The organism is Arthrobacter globiformis, assembly GCF_030817195.1.
GTDB lineage: Bacteria > Actinomycetota > Actinomycetes > Actinomycetales > Micrococcaceae > Arthrobacter > Arthrobacter globiformis_D.
In genome coordinates, this window is sequence record NZ_JAUSYZ010000001.1 from 2,855,928 (window position 1) to 2,875,310 (window position 19,383).

At 62.6% G+C, this 19,383-nt stretch carries 19 protein-coding genes; 1 reads left to right on the plus strand and 18 read right to left on the minus strand.

The features are described from left to right. Positions 1-8: 8 nt before the first annotated feature. From QF036_RS12970 to QF036_RS13005, 8 genes are all read right to left on the minus strand, one after another. Positions 9-1,115 (minus strand): alanine racemase, encoded by a 1,107-nt coding sequence (locus QF036_RS12970; RefSeq protein ID WP_307102415.1) that lies wholly within the window; start codon positions 1,113-1,115, stop codon positions 9-11. A 152-nt stretch (positions 1,116-1,267) separates the two neighbouring features. Continuing rightward, entirely contained in the window at positions 1,268-1,738 is a 471-nt protein-coding gene (locus QF036_RS12975; RefSeq protein WP_307102417.1) for a RidA family protein, read from the minus strand. 17 nt (positions 1,739-1,755) lie between these two features. After that, positions 1,756-2,451, minus strand: a complete 696-nt coding sequence (locus QF036_RS12980; protein WP_307102419.1) for a haloacid dehalogenase type II — start codon at positions 2,449-2,451, stop codon at positions 1,756-1,758. Positions 2,452-2,785: 334 nt separating this feature from the next. Further along, complete coding sequence (locus QF036_RS12985) at positions 2,786-3,451, minus strand: GntR family transcriptional regulator (protein WP_307102421.1); 666 nt, start codon at positions 3,449-3,451, stop codon at positions 2,786-2,788. Further along, positions 3,438-4,280 (minus strand): aspartate/glutamate racemase family protein, encoded by an 843-nt coding sequence (locus QF036_RS12990; protein WP_307102423.1) that lies wholly within the window; start codon positions 4,278-4,280, stop codon positions 3,438-3,440. Before QF036_RS12990 ends, QF036_RS12985 begins: the two co-directional genes overlap by 14 nt. A gap of 111 nt (positions 4,281-4,391) precedes the next feature. Further along, positions 4,392-6,551 carry an amylo-alpha-1,6-glucosidase gene (locus QF036_RS12995; protein ID WP_307102425.1) on the minus strand — a complete coding sequence of 720 codons (2,160 nt, stop codon included), beginning with the start codon at positions 6,549-6,551 and terminating at the stop codon, positions 4,392-4,394. Positions 6,552-6,716: 165 nt separating this feature from the next. Then, on the minus strand, positions 6,717-7,916 hold the full coding sequence (locus tag QF036_RS13000; protein WP_307102427.1) for an aminotransferase-like domain-containing protein: 1,200 nt from the start codon (positions 7,914-7,916) through the stop codon (positions 6,717-6,719). A gap of 553 nt (positions 7,917-8,469) precedes the next feature. After that, complete coding sequence (locus QF036_RS13005; protein ID WP_307102428.1) at positions 8,470-8,688, minus strand: hypothetical protein; 219 nt, start codon at positions 8,686-8,688, stop codon at positions 8,470-8,472. Between the two features lie 229 nt (positions 8,689-8,917). Between QF036_RS13005 and QF036_RS13010 the strand changes: the two genes are divergently transcribed. Continuing rightward, the gene (locus QF036_RS13010) at positions 8,918-9,262 is read left to right on the plus strand and encodes a cupin domain-containing protein (protein WP_307102430.1); all 345 of its coding nucleotides are present in this window, start codon (positions 8,918-8,920) and stop codon (positions 9,260-9,262) included. A gap of 89 nt (positions 9,263-9,351) precedes the next feature. On the opposite strand, the gene QF036_RS13015 is transcribed toward QF036_RS13010, so the two are convergent. From QF036_RS13015 to QF036_RS13060, 10 genes are all read right to left on the minus strand, one after another. After that, positions 9,352-10,023 carry a GntR family transcriptional regulator gene (locus QF036_RS13015; protein ID WP_307102431.1) on the minus strand — a complete coding sequence of 224 codons (672 nt, stop codon included), beginning with the start codon at positions 10,021-10,023 and terminating at the stop codon, positions 9,352-9,354. Positions 10,024-10,092: 69 nt separating this feature from the next. Beyond that, the gene (locus QF036_RS13020; protein ID WP_307102434.1) at positions 10,093-10,860 is read right to left on the minus strand and encodes an amino acid ABC transporter ATP-binding protein; all 768 of its coding nucleotides are present in this window, start codon (positions 10,858-10,860) and stop codon (positions 10,093-10,095) included. After that, positions 10,857-11,693: an amino acid ABC transporter permease gene (locus QF036_RS13025; RefSeq protein WP_307102436.1), complete on the minus strand. Its 837-nt coding sequence runs from the start codon at positions 11,691-11,693 to the stop codon at positions 10,857-10,859. Before QF036_RS13025 ends, QF036_RS13020 begins: the two co-directional genes overlap by 4 nt. 105 nt (positions 11,694-11,798) lie before the next feature. Then, positions 11,799-12,722, minus strand: coding sequence for an ABC transporter substrate-binding protein (locus tag QF036_RS13030; protein WP_307102438.1), 924 nt, complete (start codon positions 12,720-12,722; stop codon positions 11,799-11,801). A gap of 252 nt (positions 12,723-12,974) precedes the next feature. Beyond that, entirely contained in the window at positions 12,975-13,667 is a 693-nt protein-coding gene (locus QF036_RS13035; RefSeq protein WP_307102440.1) for a GntR family transcriptional regulator, read from the minus strand. Between the two features lie 40 nt (positions 13,668-13,707). Further along, complete coding sequence (locus QF036_RS13040; protein ID WP_307102442.1) at positions 13,708-15,162, minus strand: NAD-dependent succinate-semialdehyde dehydrogenase; 1,455 nt, start codon at positions 15,160-15,162, stop codon at positions 13,708-13,710. Between the two features lie 86 nt (positions 15,163-15,248). Then, positions 15,249-16,502 carry an aspartate aminotransferase family protein gene (locus tag QF036_RS13045; RefSeq protein WP_307102444.1) on the minus strand — a complete coding sequence of 418 codons (1,254 nt, stop codon included), beginning with the start codon at positions 16,500-16,502 and terminating at the stop codon, positions 15,249-15,251. A gap of 85 nt (positions 16,503-16,587) precedes the next feature. Beyond that, the gene (gene solA / locus QF036_RS13050; RefSeq protein WP_307102446.1) at positions 16,588-17,721 is read right to left on the minus strand and encodes an N-methyl-L-tryptophan oxidase; all 1,134 of its coding nucleotides are present in this window, start codon (positions 17,719-17,721) and stop codon (positions 16,588-16,590) included. Continuing rightward, the gene (locus tag QF036_RS13055; RefSeq protein ID WP_307102405.1) at positions 17,722-18,489 is read right to left on the minus strand and encodes an amino acid ABC transporter ATP-binding protein; all 768 of its coding nucleotides are present in this window, start codon (positions 18,487-18,489) and stop codon (positions 17,722-17,724) included. Then, complete coding sequence (locus QF036_RS13060) at positions 18,486-19,382, minus strand: amino acid ABC transporter permease (RefSeq protein WP_307102448.1); 897 nt, start codon at positions 19,380-19,382, stop codon at positions 18,486-18,488. The genes QF036_RS13055 and QF036_RS13060 overlap by 4 nt, the downstream gene beginning before the upstream one ends. Between the last annotated feature and the right edge of the window lies 1 nt (position 19,383).

Consider the following 19,383-nt stretch of genomic DNA (forward strand, 5'->3'; position numbering starts at 1 on the left):
GGGGTCGGTCAGTTGAGGTATCCGCGGGCATCCACAGGCCATCGCTCCAGCGTCGTGCCCGTGCTGTCGGTGACGATGTACTCCTCGAAATTGACCACCACCGGGCAGACGTGGTTGGGGACCACCGGGAGCACGGTCCCGACGCCCGGGCGGAACCCGCCACCGCGCAGGGGGAGGAATCCGTGGTACTCGTTGAGCTTGGACAGGACGGCCGTGGTGCCGGCAATGCTGCCGTAGCCGATCTCGGGGCTGCCTTCGCGGCCGAGGGCTTTGGTGCCGATATCGAGGATGACCTGATCGGGAACCCAGTCGCTGACCACCGTTCCGGCGACGAACAGTGCGATCTGATCCTCGGTGCAGGCGCCGAGCCGGGTGTTGTTCAGGTCGTTGAACACGTACTCGCCGGGCCGGATTTCGGTGATGACGCTGCCGGTGGAGAACTCCACGGTCGGTGTGGAGCCGGCGCTGACTACCTCCGCGTTGACCCCGGCTGCGGTGAAGCTGCTCACTGCGGTGGTGAGCGCGGCATCCTGGTCATCCGCTGCACGCTTGCGGGCGTCCGGACCTGCGCTGCCGTGGCCCGGATAGGTGAAGACCCCCACCGGCACCAGCCCGCGCTTGCGTGCGGCGAGAGCGAGCTCGCCCGCGGCCTCGGGAGGAGCCCCGGAACGACGGGCACCACAGTCGACCTCAATCACGACCTGCAGCCGCTCAGGTTCTGCCCCCATCGCGTCAGCGAGGGCATTAATCGCCGCGACATTGTCGACGCCGACCCGCAGCCGGGTGGTCTCTGTCAGTCTGTGGATCCGCATCCCTTTCGTCCCCGAAGGCCAGACCGGGTAGGCGAGGAAGATATCGTCGAACCCGGCCGCCGCGAAGACCTCTGCCTCACCCACGTTGCCTGCGGTGACTCCGACCGCCCCCGCCGTCACCTGGCGCCGACCGATTTCCACGCACTTGTGCGTCTTCACGTGTGGCCGGACGTCCAGGTTGTGCTGGACGGCGAAGGCCTGCATGCGGTCGATGTTGTCCTGCATCACGTCCACCAGCACGATCGGCGCGGGGGTATCAACTCGCTCGACGAGAGCCTCGAGTGCCCGTTGAATGCGGTTCACGCTGTACTCCTTATGATTCTGTCTATGAATGATCGAGGGCAGCGGTGCTGACTTCCACGAATGCTGAACGTTCGGGACCCGCCTCAGCGGGTCCCGAACGAACCGCCGTCGTGCAACACGGCCGTCGTGCAACACCGCCGTCGTGCCCGCCGCTAGACGGCCGTGCAGACCATCTGGATCTCCACCGGAGTGTTCAGCGGCAGCCCGGCGACACCGATCGCAGTGCGGGCGTGCCGTCCGTTCTCGCCCAATACCTCGGTGAGCAATTCACTGGCCGCGTTGGCGACCCGCGACTGCAGTCCGAAATCCGGCGCGCTGGCCACGAAGACCAGCATCTGCACGATCCGCACCCGCTCCAGATCTCCCACCGCCTGCACAGCGGCGGCGAGGCAGTTCAGCGCGCAATGGCGCGCGAGCTCCCGCGCCGTCTCAAGCTCGACGTCCCGACCGACGACGCCCTGGCCCAGCAGCACGCCGTCCTTGAAAGGCAGCTGGCCCGCGATGTGGATGCTGGAGTCCACGGCCCGGTGGTCCACGTAGTACGGGTTATCAGCGAGGACGGGTAGCTCCAGACCAAGGGCCCGAAGCCGATCTGAAGCCAAGCCGGCCTTGGTGACACTCATCTGCACTCAGAGCTCTCTTACGAGGCAGCAGGACGCGGCAGGCCGAAGAGGACGGGGAGGTCGGCAATGTCGGTGATCCGCTCGTAGCCGAGCCAGTGCTCGTCGTGCTCGAAGCCGCGGTCCACGTACACCTTGTTCTTGATGCCCAGGGTGGCCGCGGATCGCAGGTCGTACATCGGGCTCGCGGAGACGTGCACGATCTCGTCGGGTGTCACGCCAAGCTTGTCGAACATGTACTCAAATGCACCGAGCCGCGGCTTGTAGGTGCCCATCTCCTCTGCGCTGATGATGACTTCGAAGGGGGCCTTGAGGTTCGCTGCGAGGCGCGCAGCATCCGCGGTGTCGCTGTTCGTGATGATGACCAGCGGGACTTCCTCAGCCAGGCGGTTCAGCGCCTCGGTGACACCAGGGTACGGGCCCCAGGTGGGGACAATCTCGTAGACCGCCTGAGCGTCGGCCTCACGGTACTCAAGGCCGAGCCTGCGCGAGGCGCGCTCCATCGAGTTGGCGACGATCTGGTAGAACGGCTTGTAATCGCCCATGCACTCGTCGATCCGGTACGCCTTGCAGGCCTGTAGGTAGTCATCGGCGATCTCGGCCGGCAGCCGCTCGCCCAGGACCTCACGCAGCGCGTCGCTGATAGCGAACTTGATCAGGGTTCCGTTCATGTCGAACGTCACGAACTTCGGCTTAGTTTCGAATTCGAATGCCATTTGATCCTCCAACTAGATGATGCTTCGTCGATTGTCGACGACGCGTTGTCGTGCTGTCGATTGTCGACGATACTCGTTGCTTCTGTCGATTGTCAACGATCTCTTGAATATTGATGTGAGCTAGCGGCTGACGTGGCTGGACGGGCAAAAAGTGTGACGCATGGCTCCGCTCGGGCGCCGCCTGCAAGCCGTCCTCCGGCCTCGGAGGTAGACGCGTCGGCCTTGGTATGGGGTTTGGAGAAGCAGGCATCCCCATAGGCAGCTCCCCTCGAAGGTTGACGTTCCTTCAAACGCACCCTGGCGGAGCTTCTGCTCGGTTCCTAGTCTCCGTCTGCTAGACGGAAAGTTCATCAGAGTCGAACAGCCGGCTGATCAGCTCGCCGAGATGGGACCAGTGCTCGCCCGACATTGCGGCCGCGGCTTGGGCATCCCCCGCTTCACAGGCCCTGATGAGTTCTTCGTGGTGGTTGATGGTGTCTTCGCCACCGAGGAGTCCTGAAAACTTACGGTAAAGGATGCGGTGCAGCTGCGGATGCAGTTGCCCGATGATGCGGGCGACGACCGGATTGCCCGCCGCCTCTATGATCACGTGATGGAAGGCATCGTCTGCAGCCAGGGCCTCCAGCACATTCAGGCTCTTTACGGCTCTGGCGAACTTCTTGTTTGCCTCGCGCATGGACTGGAAGTCACGTTTCGTCAGTCGGGGAACCGCAGCCTGCATGGCCAGGGAATCCAGTGCTCTGAGGACTGCGAGATTTGCTGCGACATCATCATGGTTGAGGGTTGCGACCCTCGTGTAGACGCCGGGCTTGGACTCGACGAGCCCGCTGTCGACCAGGCGGGTCAGCGCTTCCCGGACAGGAGTCCTGCTGAGCCCGAGCATTTCCGCGAGGTCGCCGTCCTTGATCTTTTCGCCGGGAGCCAGCTCGCCACGAACAATCGCGTCCCTCAGTCGCTCGTAAGCTGCATCGCTCATCTTCGGGCGGTCAACGGTACTCATGCGGGCTAGTGGCATATTGGATACTGTACTCTGGGTCGCTTCGAGCGAGTGCTGTCCGCACGACTGAATCAGCGAGGATACGGGCCGGATCTACGAACGGTACCGCGACGTCCTCCGGTGCCAGGCCCACGGGGACCTCCGTGCAGCCCCCAATAATCGCCTCTGCGCCGGCATCCACAAGCTCCTGGGCAGCAGTGGTGAGTTGCGTCTTTATGGCCTGGCCGCCCTGGCCGCCCTTGATACCTCGAATGGAAGCCATCACCAGCTGTTCCTGGGAATCAGGCGCGGGGGAGAGGACCTGAACCCCAATCCGGTCCAGCCAGGACTGATAGAGGCCGGCTCTTTGCGTGCCGGTGGTCGAGAGCAGCCCCACGCGTCGAATGGCGGGCTTGAGCCGATGAACGTAGTTCGCCGTTTCCTCGATCATGTGGATGATCGGGATGTCCACCTCTGTTTGCACTGCAGCGAGGAAGGCATGCGCGGTGTTGCAGGGGACAGCGAGCATCCTGGCTCCTGACTGCCGCAGCATCTTGGCGCCGGCGATCAGGGCCGGGGTCGGATCTTCTCCATGCGTGAGGAGGGCTTCAGTCCTGTCGGGAATGGTCGGATCCGACCAGATGAGCACCCGGAGGTGCTCCTGGTCCACGGCGGCCGGTGTTGCCTGAATCAGCTTCAGGTAGAAATCTGCGGTGGCCGCAGGACCCATGCCCCCGAGAATTCCGACAACCCTGTTGCTTCCCGCACGGGCAGTCGTCCGCTGTATTCCGAGCAGGGGCAAGCCAGCCAGGGTTTTAACGGGTGCCGTCCCGGCGGTTTGCATCTTCTTCATGAACGTACTTTTCCTAGGGCAGAAGGGGCGATACCTCCAATATATTGCATTCTGCATATCGACGGAAGAGGCCGCGGAATAACGGATTGGTTATTTGATTCGTGGCCCCTGCTAGGTCTTGCGGTGCTGCTCCGCTTCTTTCACGAGTTCGGTCAGCCAGGGCCGGTGCCCCTTGTGGAAAATCATTCCCTCAGGCAGGCCCTGGACCGTCGGCACCGAATTGGCGATGTCGATCGTGATCCGGCCGCCGGCCATGGGAGCGTTGCTGATGTGGAGGTCGCCGTAGGACTCCGGGAGGACAGGATCCATCCAGAAGCCGCCGCGGGAAACATGGGTGTCGTACCGCATCAGTGTCGTCACGAGCTGGATCGGCGTTGTGGCCGCCCAGGCCTGTGGTGAACACGCCGTCGGGTAGGGGACGGGCTCGGCGAACTGGTCCCGGCTGAAGCCGCAGAACAGCTCGGGCAGGCGGCCGTCGGAATATTCCGCGGCCTCCAGGAGGGCCGTGGAGATGCGCTGCGCCTCTGCCACGAAGCCGTAGCGCATCAGGCCTGCCGCGATGACTGCGTTGTCGTGCGGCCAGACCGAGCCGTTGTGGTAGCTCGCGGGGTTGTAGGCGCCCATGTCGCTGGCCAACGTACGCACGCCCCAGCCGCTGAACATCTCCGGCGACATGAGGTGTTCAGCCACCTGCGGCGCCTTATCCTCATCCACCAGGCCCACCCACAGGCAGTGGCCCATGTTGGACGCGCACGCGTCGACCTGCCGCTTCTTGCCGTCCAGGGCGATGGCGTAATACTCGCGTTCAGGGATCCAGAACTGCTCGTTGAACCGCTTCTTCAGTTGCTTCGCGCGGTCGGCGAGTTCATCGCCCAAAGGCGCGTCGCCGGCGTCGTACGCAATCCAGGCGCGCGCCATGTAGGCGTCGTAGACGTACGCCTGCGCTTCACAGAGCGCGATAGGGGGCTCGGCCATGCGGCCGTTGGCGAAGTTGATGCCGTCCCAGGAGTCCTTCCAGCCCTGGTTGATAAGCCCCCGCGGGTTGAGGCGCTCATACTCGACGAACCCGTCGCCATCCCTGTCGCCGTAATCACGGATCCAGTCCAGTGCACGGTCCGCGTGCGGCAGCAGCGCGGCGATGGTTTCCTTGCCAAAGCCCCAGCGGCTCACCGATCCAAGTACCGTCACGAAGAGCGGGGTGGCGTCGATGCTGCCGTAGTAGACGGACTTGCCGCCGAGCGCGAGCCCGCTGGAGACGTCCAGCCTCACCTCGTGCAGGATCTTGCCCGGTTCCTCCTCGCTCATCTGGTCCACCACACTGCCCTGGCGGTCGGCCAGGGTTTGCAGCGTGCCCAGCGCCAGCGAGGGGTCTACAGGCATTGCCATCTCCGACGCCCAGAGTGAGTCGCGGCCGAAGAGCGTCATGAACCACGGCGCACCAGCAGCGACCACAATCCGCTCCGGGTGGTTGGGGTCCTCGATGCGGAGCGCGCCAAGGTCGTCGTAGCTGCGCCGCAGGGTGCGTTCGATGGAGTGGTTGGCCATGTGCAGCTTGGGAATCTTGGCCACCCACTCCTGCCTGCGGCGGTCCCGGGGGGACAGTTTCTCGCCGTCACTATGGATGAACGACGGCGGGGGAGGACTCGTTGCCTCGGCGCTGGGCACCGCGGTGAGCACCGTACTCCACTGGCTGTGCGGCGCGAGGGACACACGGTAGGTCAGGGCGTCCTGGGTGACGTCGGCACCGGGAGCCTGGACCAGGAGTCCCTTCCGGACATCCTGCCAGACCGCGCGGATGGTCAAGGTATCACCGTCCGCTTCCCGGGTTTCTTCCCAGCGACCCTGGATCCGGGCCTCCTTGACCTCGAAAAGATCCGCGAAATCTGCCTCAGCACTGACGGAAATGGTGCATTCGGCCGGGTCCGGGGAATAGTTGCGAATAGTGACCTGCTCCTGGATGCCTGCCCCCACTTCCCGCAGCCGCTCCACGATCAGCGGGCTGTCAGCATACCCATCGGAACGTGTGACGCGGCCGGCAAACAGCGCGCGGTATGGTTCTTTCGTCTCCGCGGCCAGCGGTTCCAGGGACTGGCCATTAACGGTCAGGCTCCAGCGGGACAGAATGCGCGTGTCCTGAAAGAAAACTCCGTGCGGATATTCCGGATGGATGTCCCCGTTCGGCAGGGAGATGCAAAAGGACGTGCCTTCCACCAGGGTAATCGTCCCTGCCCCCACAGGTCCGGCAGCAGTGTCCGCGTTCCATCCAGCCATCCTGGCCCCTTCAAGAAACCGACGCCACTGCGCCTGAACCTCATGTTGCAGACGGCCGGTGTCGCCAATTCTTTGACCGAAGATACTCTTGCTTGCTCCCGGAGGCCAGAGCACGCGGAAATCCAGATGGACGTGCTCAAGCTGGGCCGGCAGGCAAGGAACCCTTCAGAGCGCCCTGAGTCCCTCCGCGAGCCGGGAAATGCCGAGCTCCGTGCGCTCAGGGGTTTGCGAGGCAAAGCACAGCCGCAAGGCGTTGCCGAACTGTCCGGTCACCGAAAACGCGCGACCCGGGATAAATGCCACACCATTCCGGACAGCCGCGTCAAAGAGTTTCGAAGTGTCGACGTGGTCACCGAAGGTGAGCCACAGGAAGAATCCGCCCTGGGGATTCGTCCATGTCGCCAGTCCGCTGAAGTGGTTTTCCAGCGATGTCTGCATCGCCCTCATCCGCGTCTGGTATTCGCTTCTGAGCCGGTCCAGATGTGGTTCAAGGTTACCGCGGCGCAGGAACTCGGCCGACAGGAGTTGACTGGGAACATTGGTGCAGGTATCCATGGTCTGTTTAGCATCAATGAGTTTCGCCACGATGGTGGGATCGGCGTCCACCCAGCCCACGCGGAGCCCGGGGGCCAGGATCTTGGAAAAGGTGCGGACGGAGAAGACGAGCGGATCTCCGCCGCCCAGCTCGCGGAATCCCGGGATGTGCCCGCCGTCGAAACGCAACATGCCATAGGGGTCGTCGTCGATGATGATGCTCCGCCACTCTCTGGCCAGGGCGAGCAGAAGTAGCCGGCGATCCAGGGACATTGCCGTCCCGGTAGGGTTCTGGAAGTTCGGAATGACATAGATGGCTTTGGGCAGGCGCCCGGCCTTTTGAACCAGCTCCGGCAAGGCCTCCACGATCAGGCCGTCGTCGTCGATGGGCGCCTCCACGATGTCTGCACCGTAGGCGAGCAGCGTGGCGCTTCCGTTGGTGTATGTCGGCGCCTCGACGATCACAAGATCGCCCGGGTCAATAAAGAGCTTGCCCGCAAGGTCCAGGCCCTGCATTCCTCCGCTTGTGATGAGCAGCCGTTCGGCAGACGTGCGCTCGGGAGTCGTTTCCAGGTAGGCAAGGAGTTCGTCGCGGAGCGCGGTCTCGCCTTCAGTGGCTCCGTAGGCGAAAACTCCTGCCCCGTTACTGGCGAGAACGGAACTGTAGATCTCGCTGAAAGCTTCGGACGGGACCGCTTCAGCAGCGGGACTCCCCATGGCGAAGCTGACGATGTCGTGCGTCTGCCGCTGCAGCAGGGATGTGCTCGAATCGATGACCGAACCGACCAAGCCCTTGGTGCGGGTTGCCCACGGGAGACCGGCGGCATTCATGGCTTTCCTCGGCGCTGGGCCAAGAGCTGCAGTTCCCGCGAAACAGCTTCGATCGCAGCGGCTCGCGCGGCCAGCCTGCTCTTCTTGAGGTGTTTTGGTCCGAAGCGATTGGATGTGGACGAACGGTGGGAAGACTCGAGGGGGGCGTGGGAGCGCAGCGCTTGCCCCTCGGGCAGCGAACCCGAGAGAGGGTCGTGGAAGACCACCGCCGCTGTCGGTGAGGGGGCGCAGGCCGGCGACGGCTGGGGGCTGTCCTCGATCGTCGCAAAGGGAATACCGGGTGTTGGTTCGGTCATTGGAACGCGCCCAACTGAACATTAACAGCCAGGAGGACGGCGCCCAGGGCAAGGACTCCGGCGGAGATCTGCACTGGGACGTTGCCTTCGAACTTCCTTCGGCGGCATTCACGTGTTGCTGACCGCGGCAGTTGCGAGACTGCGCTTGAGCTGGTTAGGAGCCCTGCTGTGATGAGCAAGATCAGACTGAGCATTGCGCCGCCCCCAGACCCGGCGTTCGGCAGAGGCTTTTGAGTCGACGTGTTCCCGTGGTCTGCCTAGTAGGAGTAGACATTGCCCGAAACCAGCAGGTCGTAGTCATCCTCGACATGGAACAGGCGACGGTCTCCGATCTGGTCTGTTACCCAGATCGTTCGACCATCCTCAGTCCGCTCATCGATCGAACCCTTGTAGCATTCGACGCCCTGGCGGCAAAGAGTGATGACGTCTCCGCGCTGCAGGGACGTCCACATGGATACACGACGGCTCTGTCGCATTTTGTGTGCCTTTCTGTAATTGCCTCGGTGGCCGGGCCCGCCCTCCCCATCATTCGCTCCGGAAAAACGGTCGTCGTTCGCGGGCAGCTGCCGGTGGAAAAACTTCCATGCAAAGCCTATCGTCGATTGTTGACAATTGCTAGGATGAAATCCGTGCCCGCCAACGCAGGCAGGCAGCTAGGTACAGGGCGCAGCCCACGAAGGAGCAACTATGGTCAAGGCGACCGTCATGAGCGATGCAACAACTGCAAACCCGGGGGAACCCAAAGCCAAGGAAACCTCAATTACCGAAGGACAGACCGAGGTCTCCCTGCGTCTCTGGGCCAGGGATGACTTCAAGACGGGCATCTGGGAGGTAACACCGGGAACGTTTAAGAGCACCCGGCCCGGCTATGACGAGATCTGCCAGATTCTGAGCGGGACCGGCACCATCACCGAGCCGGATGGCACCAGCTTCGACATCGGCCCGGGTACCCTGTTCGTTACTCCTGCCGGCTGGGAGGGGAGTTGGACTATCCACGAGACGGTACGCAAGATGTGGGTTGTCAAGGACCTTCCGGCCACGGCTGAGTAGTCCTCTACACCCACGTGCCCCCGGGCAGCAGCAGCTGCCCGGGGGCACGTGTCCCGAAGATGCGGCCAGGTGCTGGGCCTGGGTGTCAGCTACTTGGTGGCGGTGAGATCGTCGACGGCCTTTTGCATGTGCCGTTTGATGGCGTTCTGGAGTCCCCTTCTGTCCCGTGCTGCCAGGAGATCCAGGATGTTCTGGTGCTCCTGCACGAGATCATCCACACGAGGATAGGAGACCTCCAGACTGAGAATACACATCCGGGATTCGGCGGCTAGTGTCTCGTAGACCCGGATCAGGCGGGAATTTCCTGTGCCGGCGACGAAGGAGGTGTGGAACTGCATGTCCAGCCGTGCGATCGCCTGCCAGTCGGAAACGGCAACCTGCTTTGCCATGTCCTTGATGATTCCCTGCAGCACGTCGCAGGTGTCTGTGATCTGTTCCTCGCTGCCGTCCAGCAGCGTATTTGCTGCGGCTGATTCCACGGCCTCGCGGACTGCGTAGATCTCCTTGATGTCCTCGGTTGTAAGCTCAAGAACGAACACTCCGCGGTTGCGGTGGTTGACCAGTATCCCTTCCTGGCACAGTCGCTGCAGTGCTTCCCGGAGCGGTCCCCTGGACGTGCGCAGCCGGCTGGCCATGGCAGACTCATTGATCTGCTCGCCCGGACGGAAGATCCCCTGCACGATTTGCTCCCGCAGTTGATCGGCAATCAGCTGGGCCGTGGGCCTTCCTTCCAGGACAAATAATCCTTCGGTTGCTGCCATTTCATTCCTCATCTCACTCTTCGGCATACTACCTTTACCAGGCAGGGCAGGATGCTGGTTCCTTCATTGTTAGAGCACCTTTTCCAGGAAGGATTGGGTCCGGCGCTCCTTCGGATTGCGGAGAATTTCCCTGGCGTCGCCGCGCTCGATGATGCAGCCTTCGGCCATGAACAGCAGCGAGTCTGCGACTTCGCGGGCGAACCCCATTTCGTGGGTAACCACCACCATGGTCATCCCTTTGCTGGCCAGGTCCTTCATGACGGCGAGGACTTCGCCGACCTTTTCGGGGTCCAGGGCCGACGTGGGTTCATCGAAGAGCATGATCTCGGGGTCCATCGCCAGGGAACGGGCGATGGCCACGCGCTGCTGTTGGCCGCCGGACAGCTGAGCGGGATAGTGGTGGCCGAAACCAGAGAGGCCCACACTGGCCAAAAGCTCGCTTGCCCGCGTGGTGGCCTGCTTCCTGTCATGGCCTTTGACCAGCACGGGGCCGGCCATGACATTCTCCTGGGCGGTCATGTTGGGGAAGAGGTTGAACTGCTGGAAGACCATGCCGATCCTGGTGCGCTGGCGGGCGACATCCTTCGGGCTGAGGGCGTGATAGGCGGTTTCGGTTTCGTAGTACCCCAAATTTTCACCGTTGACTTTCAGGACTCCCGTATCGACGGTCTCCAGGCCGTTGATGCAGCGCAGGAGGGTGGACTTGCCGGAGCCGCTGGGTCCGATGATGCAGCAGACCTCTCCGCTGGCGATGTCCAGATCGATGCCTTGCAGGACTGTTTTCGGTCCGAAGGACTTCCGGATTCCACGGGCGTGAATGGTGCCGTCGGCAGTCATCGGGCAATGCCTTCCGGTGCTGTCAGGGGCCCTCGTCTTGCCTTCCTCGGCAGTGCGGAGGTTGCACGCGAGTACCTTTTCTCGAGCTTGGATTGCGGGTAGCTCAGGAGAAGGGTCATCGCGAGGTACCAGAGGCTGGCGACGATGAGCAGCGGGATGGTCTCGTAGGTGCGGGCGTAGATGAGCTGGGCGCTCTGGAGCAGCTCCGCAACGCCCAGCACGCTGACGAGGGAGGTTTCCTTGAACATGCCGATGACCTGATTTCCGGTCGCCGGGATGATCGAGGGCATCGCCTGGGGAATGATGACCTTGCGCATCTTCATCCCCGCGCTCATGCCGAGAGAGTCCGCGGCCTCGATCTGGCCCTTTCCGACGGCGGAGAAGCCTCCGCGGATGATCTCCGCCATGTAGGCGGCTTCATTGAGCGTGAGGCCGACCAGTGCTGCAGTGATGGGTGCCATCAAGGCATTGACATCGACGGCGGTGCTGATGTCGGTGAACGGAATACCGATCGTCAGGTTCGGGTACAGCGCAGCGATGTTGAACCAGAAGATCAGCTGTACCAGGACCGGGGTGCCGCGGAACAAAGTGATGTAGACGCCCGAGGTGGCGGCGACCGGTTTGATGCTGGATGCCCTCATAATGGCAAGCAGCAGGCCCAGCAGGGTGCCGAGCGCCATGCTTGCCAGGGTCAGGAAGACCGTGAGCAGCAGGCCACGGAGGATTGTTTCGTGGGTGAAGTATCTGGCGACTACATGCCACTTGAAGTTGGGATTGGTTGAAACAGAGATCAGAATGCCAAGACCAAGCAGGGTGCACAGAACCCACGCCACATACTCAGGGGTGCTCCGGCGCCGCAGCCTCGGTTTAAGGGCGGGGTTTACTGCGCCCAATGTAGGCTGCCTTCCGCGATTAATGAACTTCAGCACTGTGGGTCCTCAGTTAAGCTTCGCTTCGGTGATGGCGCCTGATTCCAGGCCCCAGTTGCCGAGGGACTTCTTGTACTCGGGGCTTTCAAGTACGGACTGCGTGGCCTTCTGCAGTGCAGGAGTCAGCGGTGATCCCTTCTTCAGGCCAATGGCGGCGACGTGATCCGAGCGGGTATCCACCTGTGGAGAAAGAATCGTGAAGGTGTTCGGCTGCTGCTGGTCTGCCCAGACAAGCGAAGGGGTGTCGTACAGGATGCCGTCGATCCGCTTGGACGCCAGCTGCGTGAGGGCTTCCTGGACGTTGGGGAGCGTAACAGCGTTAATGGCCGGCTTGCCCTTGGAGGTGCAGGTCCACTCCGAAATGTTCGGAAGATGCTTCAACTGGGCGTTGGATCCCTTGGTGACCGCGATGTTCCTGCCGCACATGTCGTCGTTGCTGATATTCAAAGGATTGCCGGCGCTCACGGCAACAGACAGGCCGCTGTTGAAGTAGTCAATCATGTCCAGCACCTTCAGCCGTTCGGCGGTGGGGGACATGGTAGTGACAGTAAAGTCGTACCGGCCGCCATCAATGCCGGGAATGATGGTGTCAAACGAGGTGTTCTCGAACTTCAGCTTCAGGCCCAGTTTCTTGGCCACGAGGCGTGCGATATCCGGGTTCAGGCCGATCGGCGTGCTGTTATCGTCTGCGAGGAACGTGGTGGGCGGGTAGTGCAGGTCCATCGCCACCGTCAGTTCGCCCTTGTCTTTGTAGGACTGCGGCAACAGCTTGCCTGCGGCCGGATCAGGCTGGACACCCTCGGAGATGTCGGCCGTACTTGACGTCTTGGAGTCGGCTTCCGAATCGCTGTTGGCACCCGAGCCACAAGCGGCCATTGCCCACACAACCGCCAATCCTGCTACTACGGTCTGGACCTTGGTTCTGATCCTCATCGCTGCTTTCCTATTGCGACGGCGGTGACAGACTTGTTTTCTGCATGCTTTCCCGCCGCCTCCTACCTAATAATGCAACGAGGATCGCAGATCATCGACAATTGACAGAAAGAATTTTCAAACTTTTGTCTCCGCCTATCCCTCCGCGCCGGTGATCCGGTCCTCTCTCGCGCTCTTGCACGGAAACGAAGAGATGGCCCGGTCCTTTGGACCGGGCCATCTCTTCGTTGGAATTGCGCTTCGAGCGACGCTCTAGGCGGTGATATCGATGTCCTGCCTGGATGCGGTGAGGTCCTCCACACCCTTTTGCATATGCCGTTTGATGGCGTGCTGGAGTCCCTTTCGGTCTCCTGCTTCCAGCAGGTCCAGGATGCTCTGGTGTTCCTGCACCAGAACATCCACCCGAGGATAGGCGACCTCCAGGTTGAGAATACACATCCTCGATTCCGCTGCCAGGGTCTTGTAGATCCTGATCAGGCGCGTGTTGCCGGCACCGGCAACGAAGGCGGTGTGGAACTCCATGTCCAGTCGAGCGATCGCCTGCCAGTCTGAGACAGCGACCTGCTTCGCCATGTCCCCGATGATCCCCTTCAGCACCTCGCACGTGTCGTTGATTTCCTGCTGCGAGGCGTCGAGCAGTATATTCGCAGCGGCTAATTCCACGGACTCGCGGACGGCGTAGATCTCCTTGACGTCCGCCGTAGCAAGCTCGAGGACGAACACTCCGCGGTTGCGGTGGCTAACCAGGATCCCCTCCTGGCACAGACGCTGCAACGCTTCCCGGAGAGGTCCCCTGGACGTTCGAAGCTGGCTGGCCAGGAGAGATTCGTTGATCTGCTGCCCGGGACGGAAGGTTCCTTGGACGATTTGTTCCCGCAGCTGATCTGCAATCAGCTGCGCCGTGGGCCTTCCCTCCAGTACGAACGGTCCCTCTGGTGCCGCCATTGATATCCCCTCATCTCACTCTTCGGCATATTGCATAATTTCAGACGGCTATTGCCGTGTACTTGTACTCAAGAAATTCTTCAATGCCGACCTTGCCGCCTTCACGTCCCAGTCCCGACTGCTTGATGCCGCCAAAGGGAGCTATGGGGTTGGATACGAGGCCTGTATTGAGGCCGACCATTCCTACTTCCAGTTCTGCGGAGAAGCGGAGGGCCTTGTCCATGTTCTCAGTAAAAACGTAACCAACGAGGCCCCATTCGGTGTCATTGGCAAGGCGAAGGACCTCATCCTCGCTGTCGAAGGGGGTGATGGCGGCTACCGGACCGAAGATCTCCGTGCTCATTAGCTCGGCATCCGTGGTCACGTCGGTCAGGACGGTGGGGGTGAAGAAGTAGCCAGGGCCTTCCGGGCGGCTTCCGCCGGTGAGTATCCGCGCACCCTTGGCGACTGCATCCGAGACGAGGCTCTCGACCTTGTCCAGGCCCTTCTGCTCGATGAGGGGTCCGACGTCGGTTCCGTCCAGAGCGCCGTTGCCGACCTGCAGTTCCGACATTCTCTTGGCGAACTTCTCGCTGAATTCCTCGACGACGGAACGGTGCACGAAGAAGCGGTTCGCCGCGGTGCAGGCTTCGCCCATGTTGCGCATCTTGGCCTTCATGGCACCGTCCACGGCCTTCTCGATGTCCGCGTCGGCGAGGACGATGAACGGAGCATTGCCGCCCAGTTCCATGGAGGAGCGCATGACGTTCTCCGCTGCCTGGCGGAGCAGAATCTTGCCGACCCCAGTAGACCCTGTGAAGCTGATCTTGCGGGCGATGCCACTGTTGGTCCAGTGCTCTACCACGGTGGCTGCAGTGGACGTGGTCACGACGTTCAGGACCCCGTCCGGAAGACCCGCCTGCCGGAAGATGTCCGCGAGGGCCAAGGAGGTCAGCGGGGTCAGCTCGGCAGGTTTGAAGACCATGGTGCAGCCTGCTGCCACGGCGGGAGCAATTTTGCGGGCGCCCATTGCCAGCGGGAAGTTCCATGGGGTAACCAACACGCAGGGGCCGACTGGTTCCTTGGTGATCAGGATTCGCGTGTTGCCATCCACCGAGGTGGTGTGGTCTCCGCCGATCCGGACGGCTTCTTCGGAGAACCAGCGGAGCATTTCGCCGCCGTAGGCCACTTCGCCCTTGGCCTCGGCCAAGGGCTTGCCCATCTCCGCGGTCATGATGGCTGCCAGCCGGTCGGTGCTAGCGATGACCAGTTCGTAGGCGCGGCGCAGGATGTCGGCCCGTTCACGGGGAGTGGACTTGCCCCATTCCGCCTGGGCCCGGCCGGCTGCCTCGATGGCGCGTGCTGCGTCGTCAGCGTCGCCGTCCGCCACCTGGGCGATGATTTCATTTGTGGCCGGGTTCTCGACGGGGAATGTCGCGCCATTGCTGGCTTTCTGCCAGGCGCCGCCAATAAACAAGTCTGTGTGAAGGGTGCTGGGGTCAAATGAGAGGCTCATTGTCACACTTTCAGTGATGGTAGGACGGGGCTTTGCCGGGGCGGGGTCTGGCCCCCGCCAGCGAAGCCCGTTCCAGGTTTGGTGGGCTAGGAGGTGGCCGCTTTCAGCGCCTGAGTGAACCTGGCGAGACCGCTCTGGATCTCGTCGCTGCTGACGTTGAGTGCCGGGATGATGCGGATGACGTTGCCGTAGGGGCCGCAGGTGAGGAGCAGGAGTTCTTCCTTGATGGCAGCCTGCTGGACGGCCAGTGCGGTGGCGGCATCCGGAGTTCCATCTGCTGCGGTGAATTCGACAGACTGCATCAGGCCCCGGCCCCGAACGTCTCCGATGGCCGTGAACTCGGGGGTGAGGCCTTCGAGCCCGGAGCGCAGTTCATCGCCGCGGACCAGTGCGTTGGAGACCAGGTTTTCGCGCTCGATGACGCCCAGGGTTGCGACACCGGCCGCGGCGGCGACGGCGTTTCCGCCGTAGGTGCCGCCCTGGGAGCCAGGCCATGCCTTGCCCATCAGTTCCGCCGAGGCGGCAATCGCCGAGATCGGGTATCCGCTGGCGAGGCCTTTGGCGGTGATGACAACGTCCGGGGTGATGCCCGCCCAGTCGTGTCCCCAGAACTTGCCGGTGCGGCCCACGCCTGCCTGGACTTCGTCCACGATGAGGACGATGCCGTGCCGGTCGGCACGCTCCCGCAAGCCCTGCAGGAAGGCAACAGGGGTGGGGATGTAGCCGCCGTCGCCGAGGACGGGCTCGATGATGAAGCCTGCCGTGTCACTGGGGCTGCTGATGCTGACCAGGAGGTGGTCCAGTTCCTTCAGGGCGAAGGCCACCGCTGTTTCTTCATCCCAGCCGTACCGGTAGGCGTGCGGGAAGGGTGCAACATGCACGCCGCCCATGAGGGGGGAGAACCCTGAGCGGAATTTGGTGCCTGCGGTGGTGAGGGAGGCTGCTCCCACTGTCCGGCCGTGGAAGCCGCCCTGGAAGGAAATGATGTTGGGCCGGCCGGTTGCCATGCGGGCCAGGCGCACTGAGGCTTCCACGGCTTCGGAGCCCGAGGTGGCGTAGAAGACGCTGTCCAGCCCGGTGGGCAGGAATTCTCCCAACTTTTCTGTGAGCTCGAGGAGGGGCTTGTGCATCACAGTGGTGTATTGGGCATGGACAATCTTGCCCACCTGTTCGCGGGCGGCAGCGACGACGTCAGGGTGGCAGTGGCCTGTGCTGGTCACTCCGATGCCGGTAGTGAAATCGAGGTACTTTTTGCCGTCGGTGGCGTGGATCCAGGAGCCGACTGCGTGATCAACGATGACCGGCGTTGCCTGCTTGAGGATGGGGCTAAGAGTTGCCATGGCTTCATACTTTCTCAAGAGATGTAGATTGTCAACAATTGGCGATCGTGATGAGTCGCCTTTGGTCCGACCGGACGGGGTCGGTTTAGGAGGTGAAGCGTTGGGGACGCACGAAGTCCAGGCCGTCAAAGGAGCGTTTACCCAAGGCCTCGTGGGCGGCAATCTCGCCGAAGCGGGTGGCGTTTTTGAAGCCTGCACCGGAGAAGCCGGTGGCGCAGTAGATTCTGCTGTCTTCCTTCAGTCGGCCGAGCAGCGGGTTGCTGTCCTTGGTGAAGAGGTCGGGAAATGCGTCGGAGCGCACGATATTGGGGATCAGGCCGGGGAAGAACTCGGTGACGGTTTCGATGGTTTCGGTGATTTCCGCCGGGGTGAGTTCCCTGGGTACGGTGTCCGGGGAAGGGGTTGGTGCTCCGCGGCCGTCCAGGGTGGCTTTGACGGTGACGCCGTCGACGGCGGGTGCCCCATACATGGACCGGTCCTCATGGATCCGGCTGAAGACGGGGAATTTCTCCGGCGTGAATTCGGCGGCGTCGCGGGCGACGAACCAGGTGAGGAAGATCCGCTTGGTTTGGGTTGCGGCTTTGAGGTGGTCGGGCATGAGGCGTTGGGACCAGCTGCCGGAGCAGACGATGACGTTCTCGTAGGTCCAGGACTTTTCGCCGGAGGTGATGAGGACGCCGTCGGTGGTTTCGGTGATGCTGTGGATTGGGGTGTTGGTGTGGATGGTGGCCCCGTTGGCTTGGGCGGCTGCGACGGCTGCGGTGACGGCGCGGTCGGTGCGCAGGGCGCCGGCGTGGGGGTCGTAGACGGCGACGTCGTCGTCCCGGAGGTTGTGCTGGGGGTAGCGTTCGGCCATATCCTCGCGGGTCAGGATCTGGTGCTCTGCTCCAGTGGTCCTGGTGGTGTCGAGGAGGGCTGAGAGGTAGGGGCCGTCGGCGGTTCCGATGGAGAGCCCGCCGCAACGGGTCAGGATGTTCTGGCCGGTTTCGGCTTCGAGTTCGGCCCAGAGGGTCCGGGAGCGTTCCAGGATGGGGTAGTAGCCGGGGTTGCCGCGGTAGATCATGCGGAACAGGCGGGTGTCGCCGCCGACGGCGCTTCGGCCGTGGGCGGGTGCGTGGGCTTCGAACCCGGTGACGGAGTCGGACAGGCGGGAGGCTTGCCAGAGGGCCATGGATCCGATGCTGCCCAGGCCGATGACTGCGAGTTTTCCGTCGGTCATTTAGATCACCTTGTCCAGGAAGGACTGGGTGCGGGGTTCCTTGGGATTGCGGAGGACTTCGCGGGCGTCGCCGCGTTCGACGACGCAGCCGTCGTCCATGAAGATCAGGGAGTCAGCGACTTCGCGGGCGAAGCCCATTTCGTGGGTGACGACGACCATGGTCATGCCTTTTTTGGCGAGGTCCTGCATGACGGCGAGGACTTCGCCGACTTTTTCGGGGTCCAGGGCGGAGGTGGGTTCGTCGAAGAGCATGATCTCGGGGTCCATGGCCAGGGACCGGGCGATCGCGACGCGCTGTTGCTGGCCGCCGGAGAGTTGGGCGGGGTAGTAGTCGCCGAACCCGGCCAGGCCGACGCTGGCGAGCAGTTCGTGCGCCCGTTTTATGGCTTGTTTCTTGTCCTGGCGTTTGACCAGGACGGGGCCGGCCATGATGTTTTCATTCGCGGTCATGTTGGGGAAGAGGTTGAACTGCTGGAAGACCATGCCGACCCGGGTGCGCTGCTCGGCAAGCTTCTTCGGGCGCAGGGCGTGGTAGGCGGTGTCGGTTTCGTAGTAGCCGAAGTCTTCGCCGTTGACTTTCAGGACGCCGGTGTCGACGGTTTCCAGGCCGTTGATGCAGCGCAGGACGGTGGACTTGCCGGAGCCGCTGGGGCCGATGATGCAGCAGATCTCGCCGCTGGCGATGTCCAGGTCGATGTCTTTGAGGACTGTTTTGGGGCCGAAGGACTTGCGGATTTTGCGGGCGTGAATGGTGCCGTCGGTACTCATCGGGCGATACCTTCCGGTGCTGTCAGGACAACCTTTTTCGCCTTCCGGGGAAGCCTGGAGGTTGAACGGGAGTATTTTTGTTCGAGCTTGGATTGCGGGTAGCTCAGGAGAAGGGTCATCACGAGGTACCAGAGGCTGGCGACCAGCAGCAGCGGGATGGTCTCGTAGGTGCGGGCGTAGATGAGCTGGGCGCTTTGGAGCAGTTCGGCGACGCCGAGCACGCTGACCAGGGAGGTTTCCTTGAACATGCCGATGAACTGGTTTCCGGTGGCCGGGATGATCGAGGGCATTGCCTGGGGAATGATGACCTTGCGCATCTTCATTCCCGCGCTCATGCCCAGGGAGTCCGCGGCTTCGATCTGGCCCTTGCCGACGGCGGAGAACCCGCCGCGGATGATCTCGGCCATGTAGGCGGCCTGGTTCAGGGTTAGCCCGATCAGGGCTGCGGTGATCGGGCCCATGATCGCGTTCGTGTCCACGGCCGTGCTGATGTTCGTGAACGGGATGCCGATGGTCAGGTTCGGGTACAGGGCTGAGATGTTGAACCAGAAGATCAGCTGGACCAGGACCGGGGTGCCGCGGAACAAGGTGATGTAGAGGCCCGCGGCGATGGAGACCGGCTTCACGTGAGAGGAGCGCATGACCGCCAGGAAAAGACCCAGCAGGGTGCCCAGGGCCATGCTGGCCAGCGTCAGGAAGATCGTGAGCATCAGCCCGCGCAGGATCGACTCGGCGAAGAAATACTTCCCGACCACGGCCCACTTGAAGTTGGGGTTGGTCAGGACGGAGACAAGGATCCCTATGCCCACGAGGATACTGAGGACCCATCCGGCGTACTCCGAGGGAGTCCGAAGCCGAAGACGCGGCTTCAGGGCTGCATCAGTGCTAGCCATC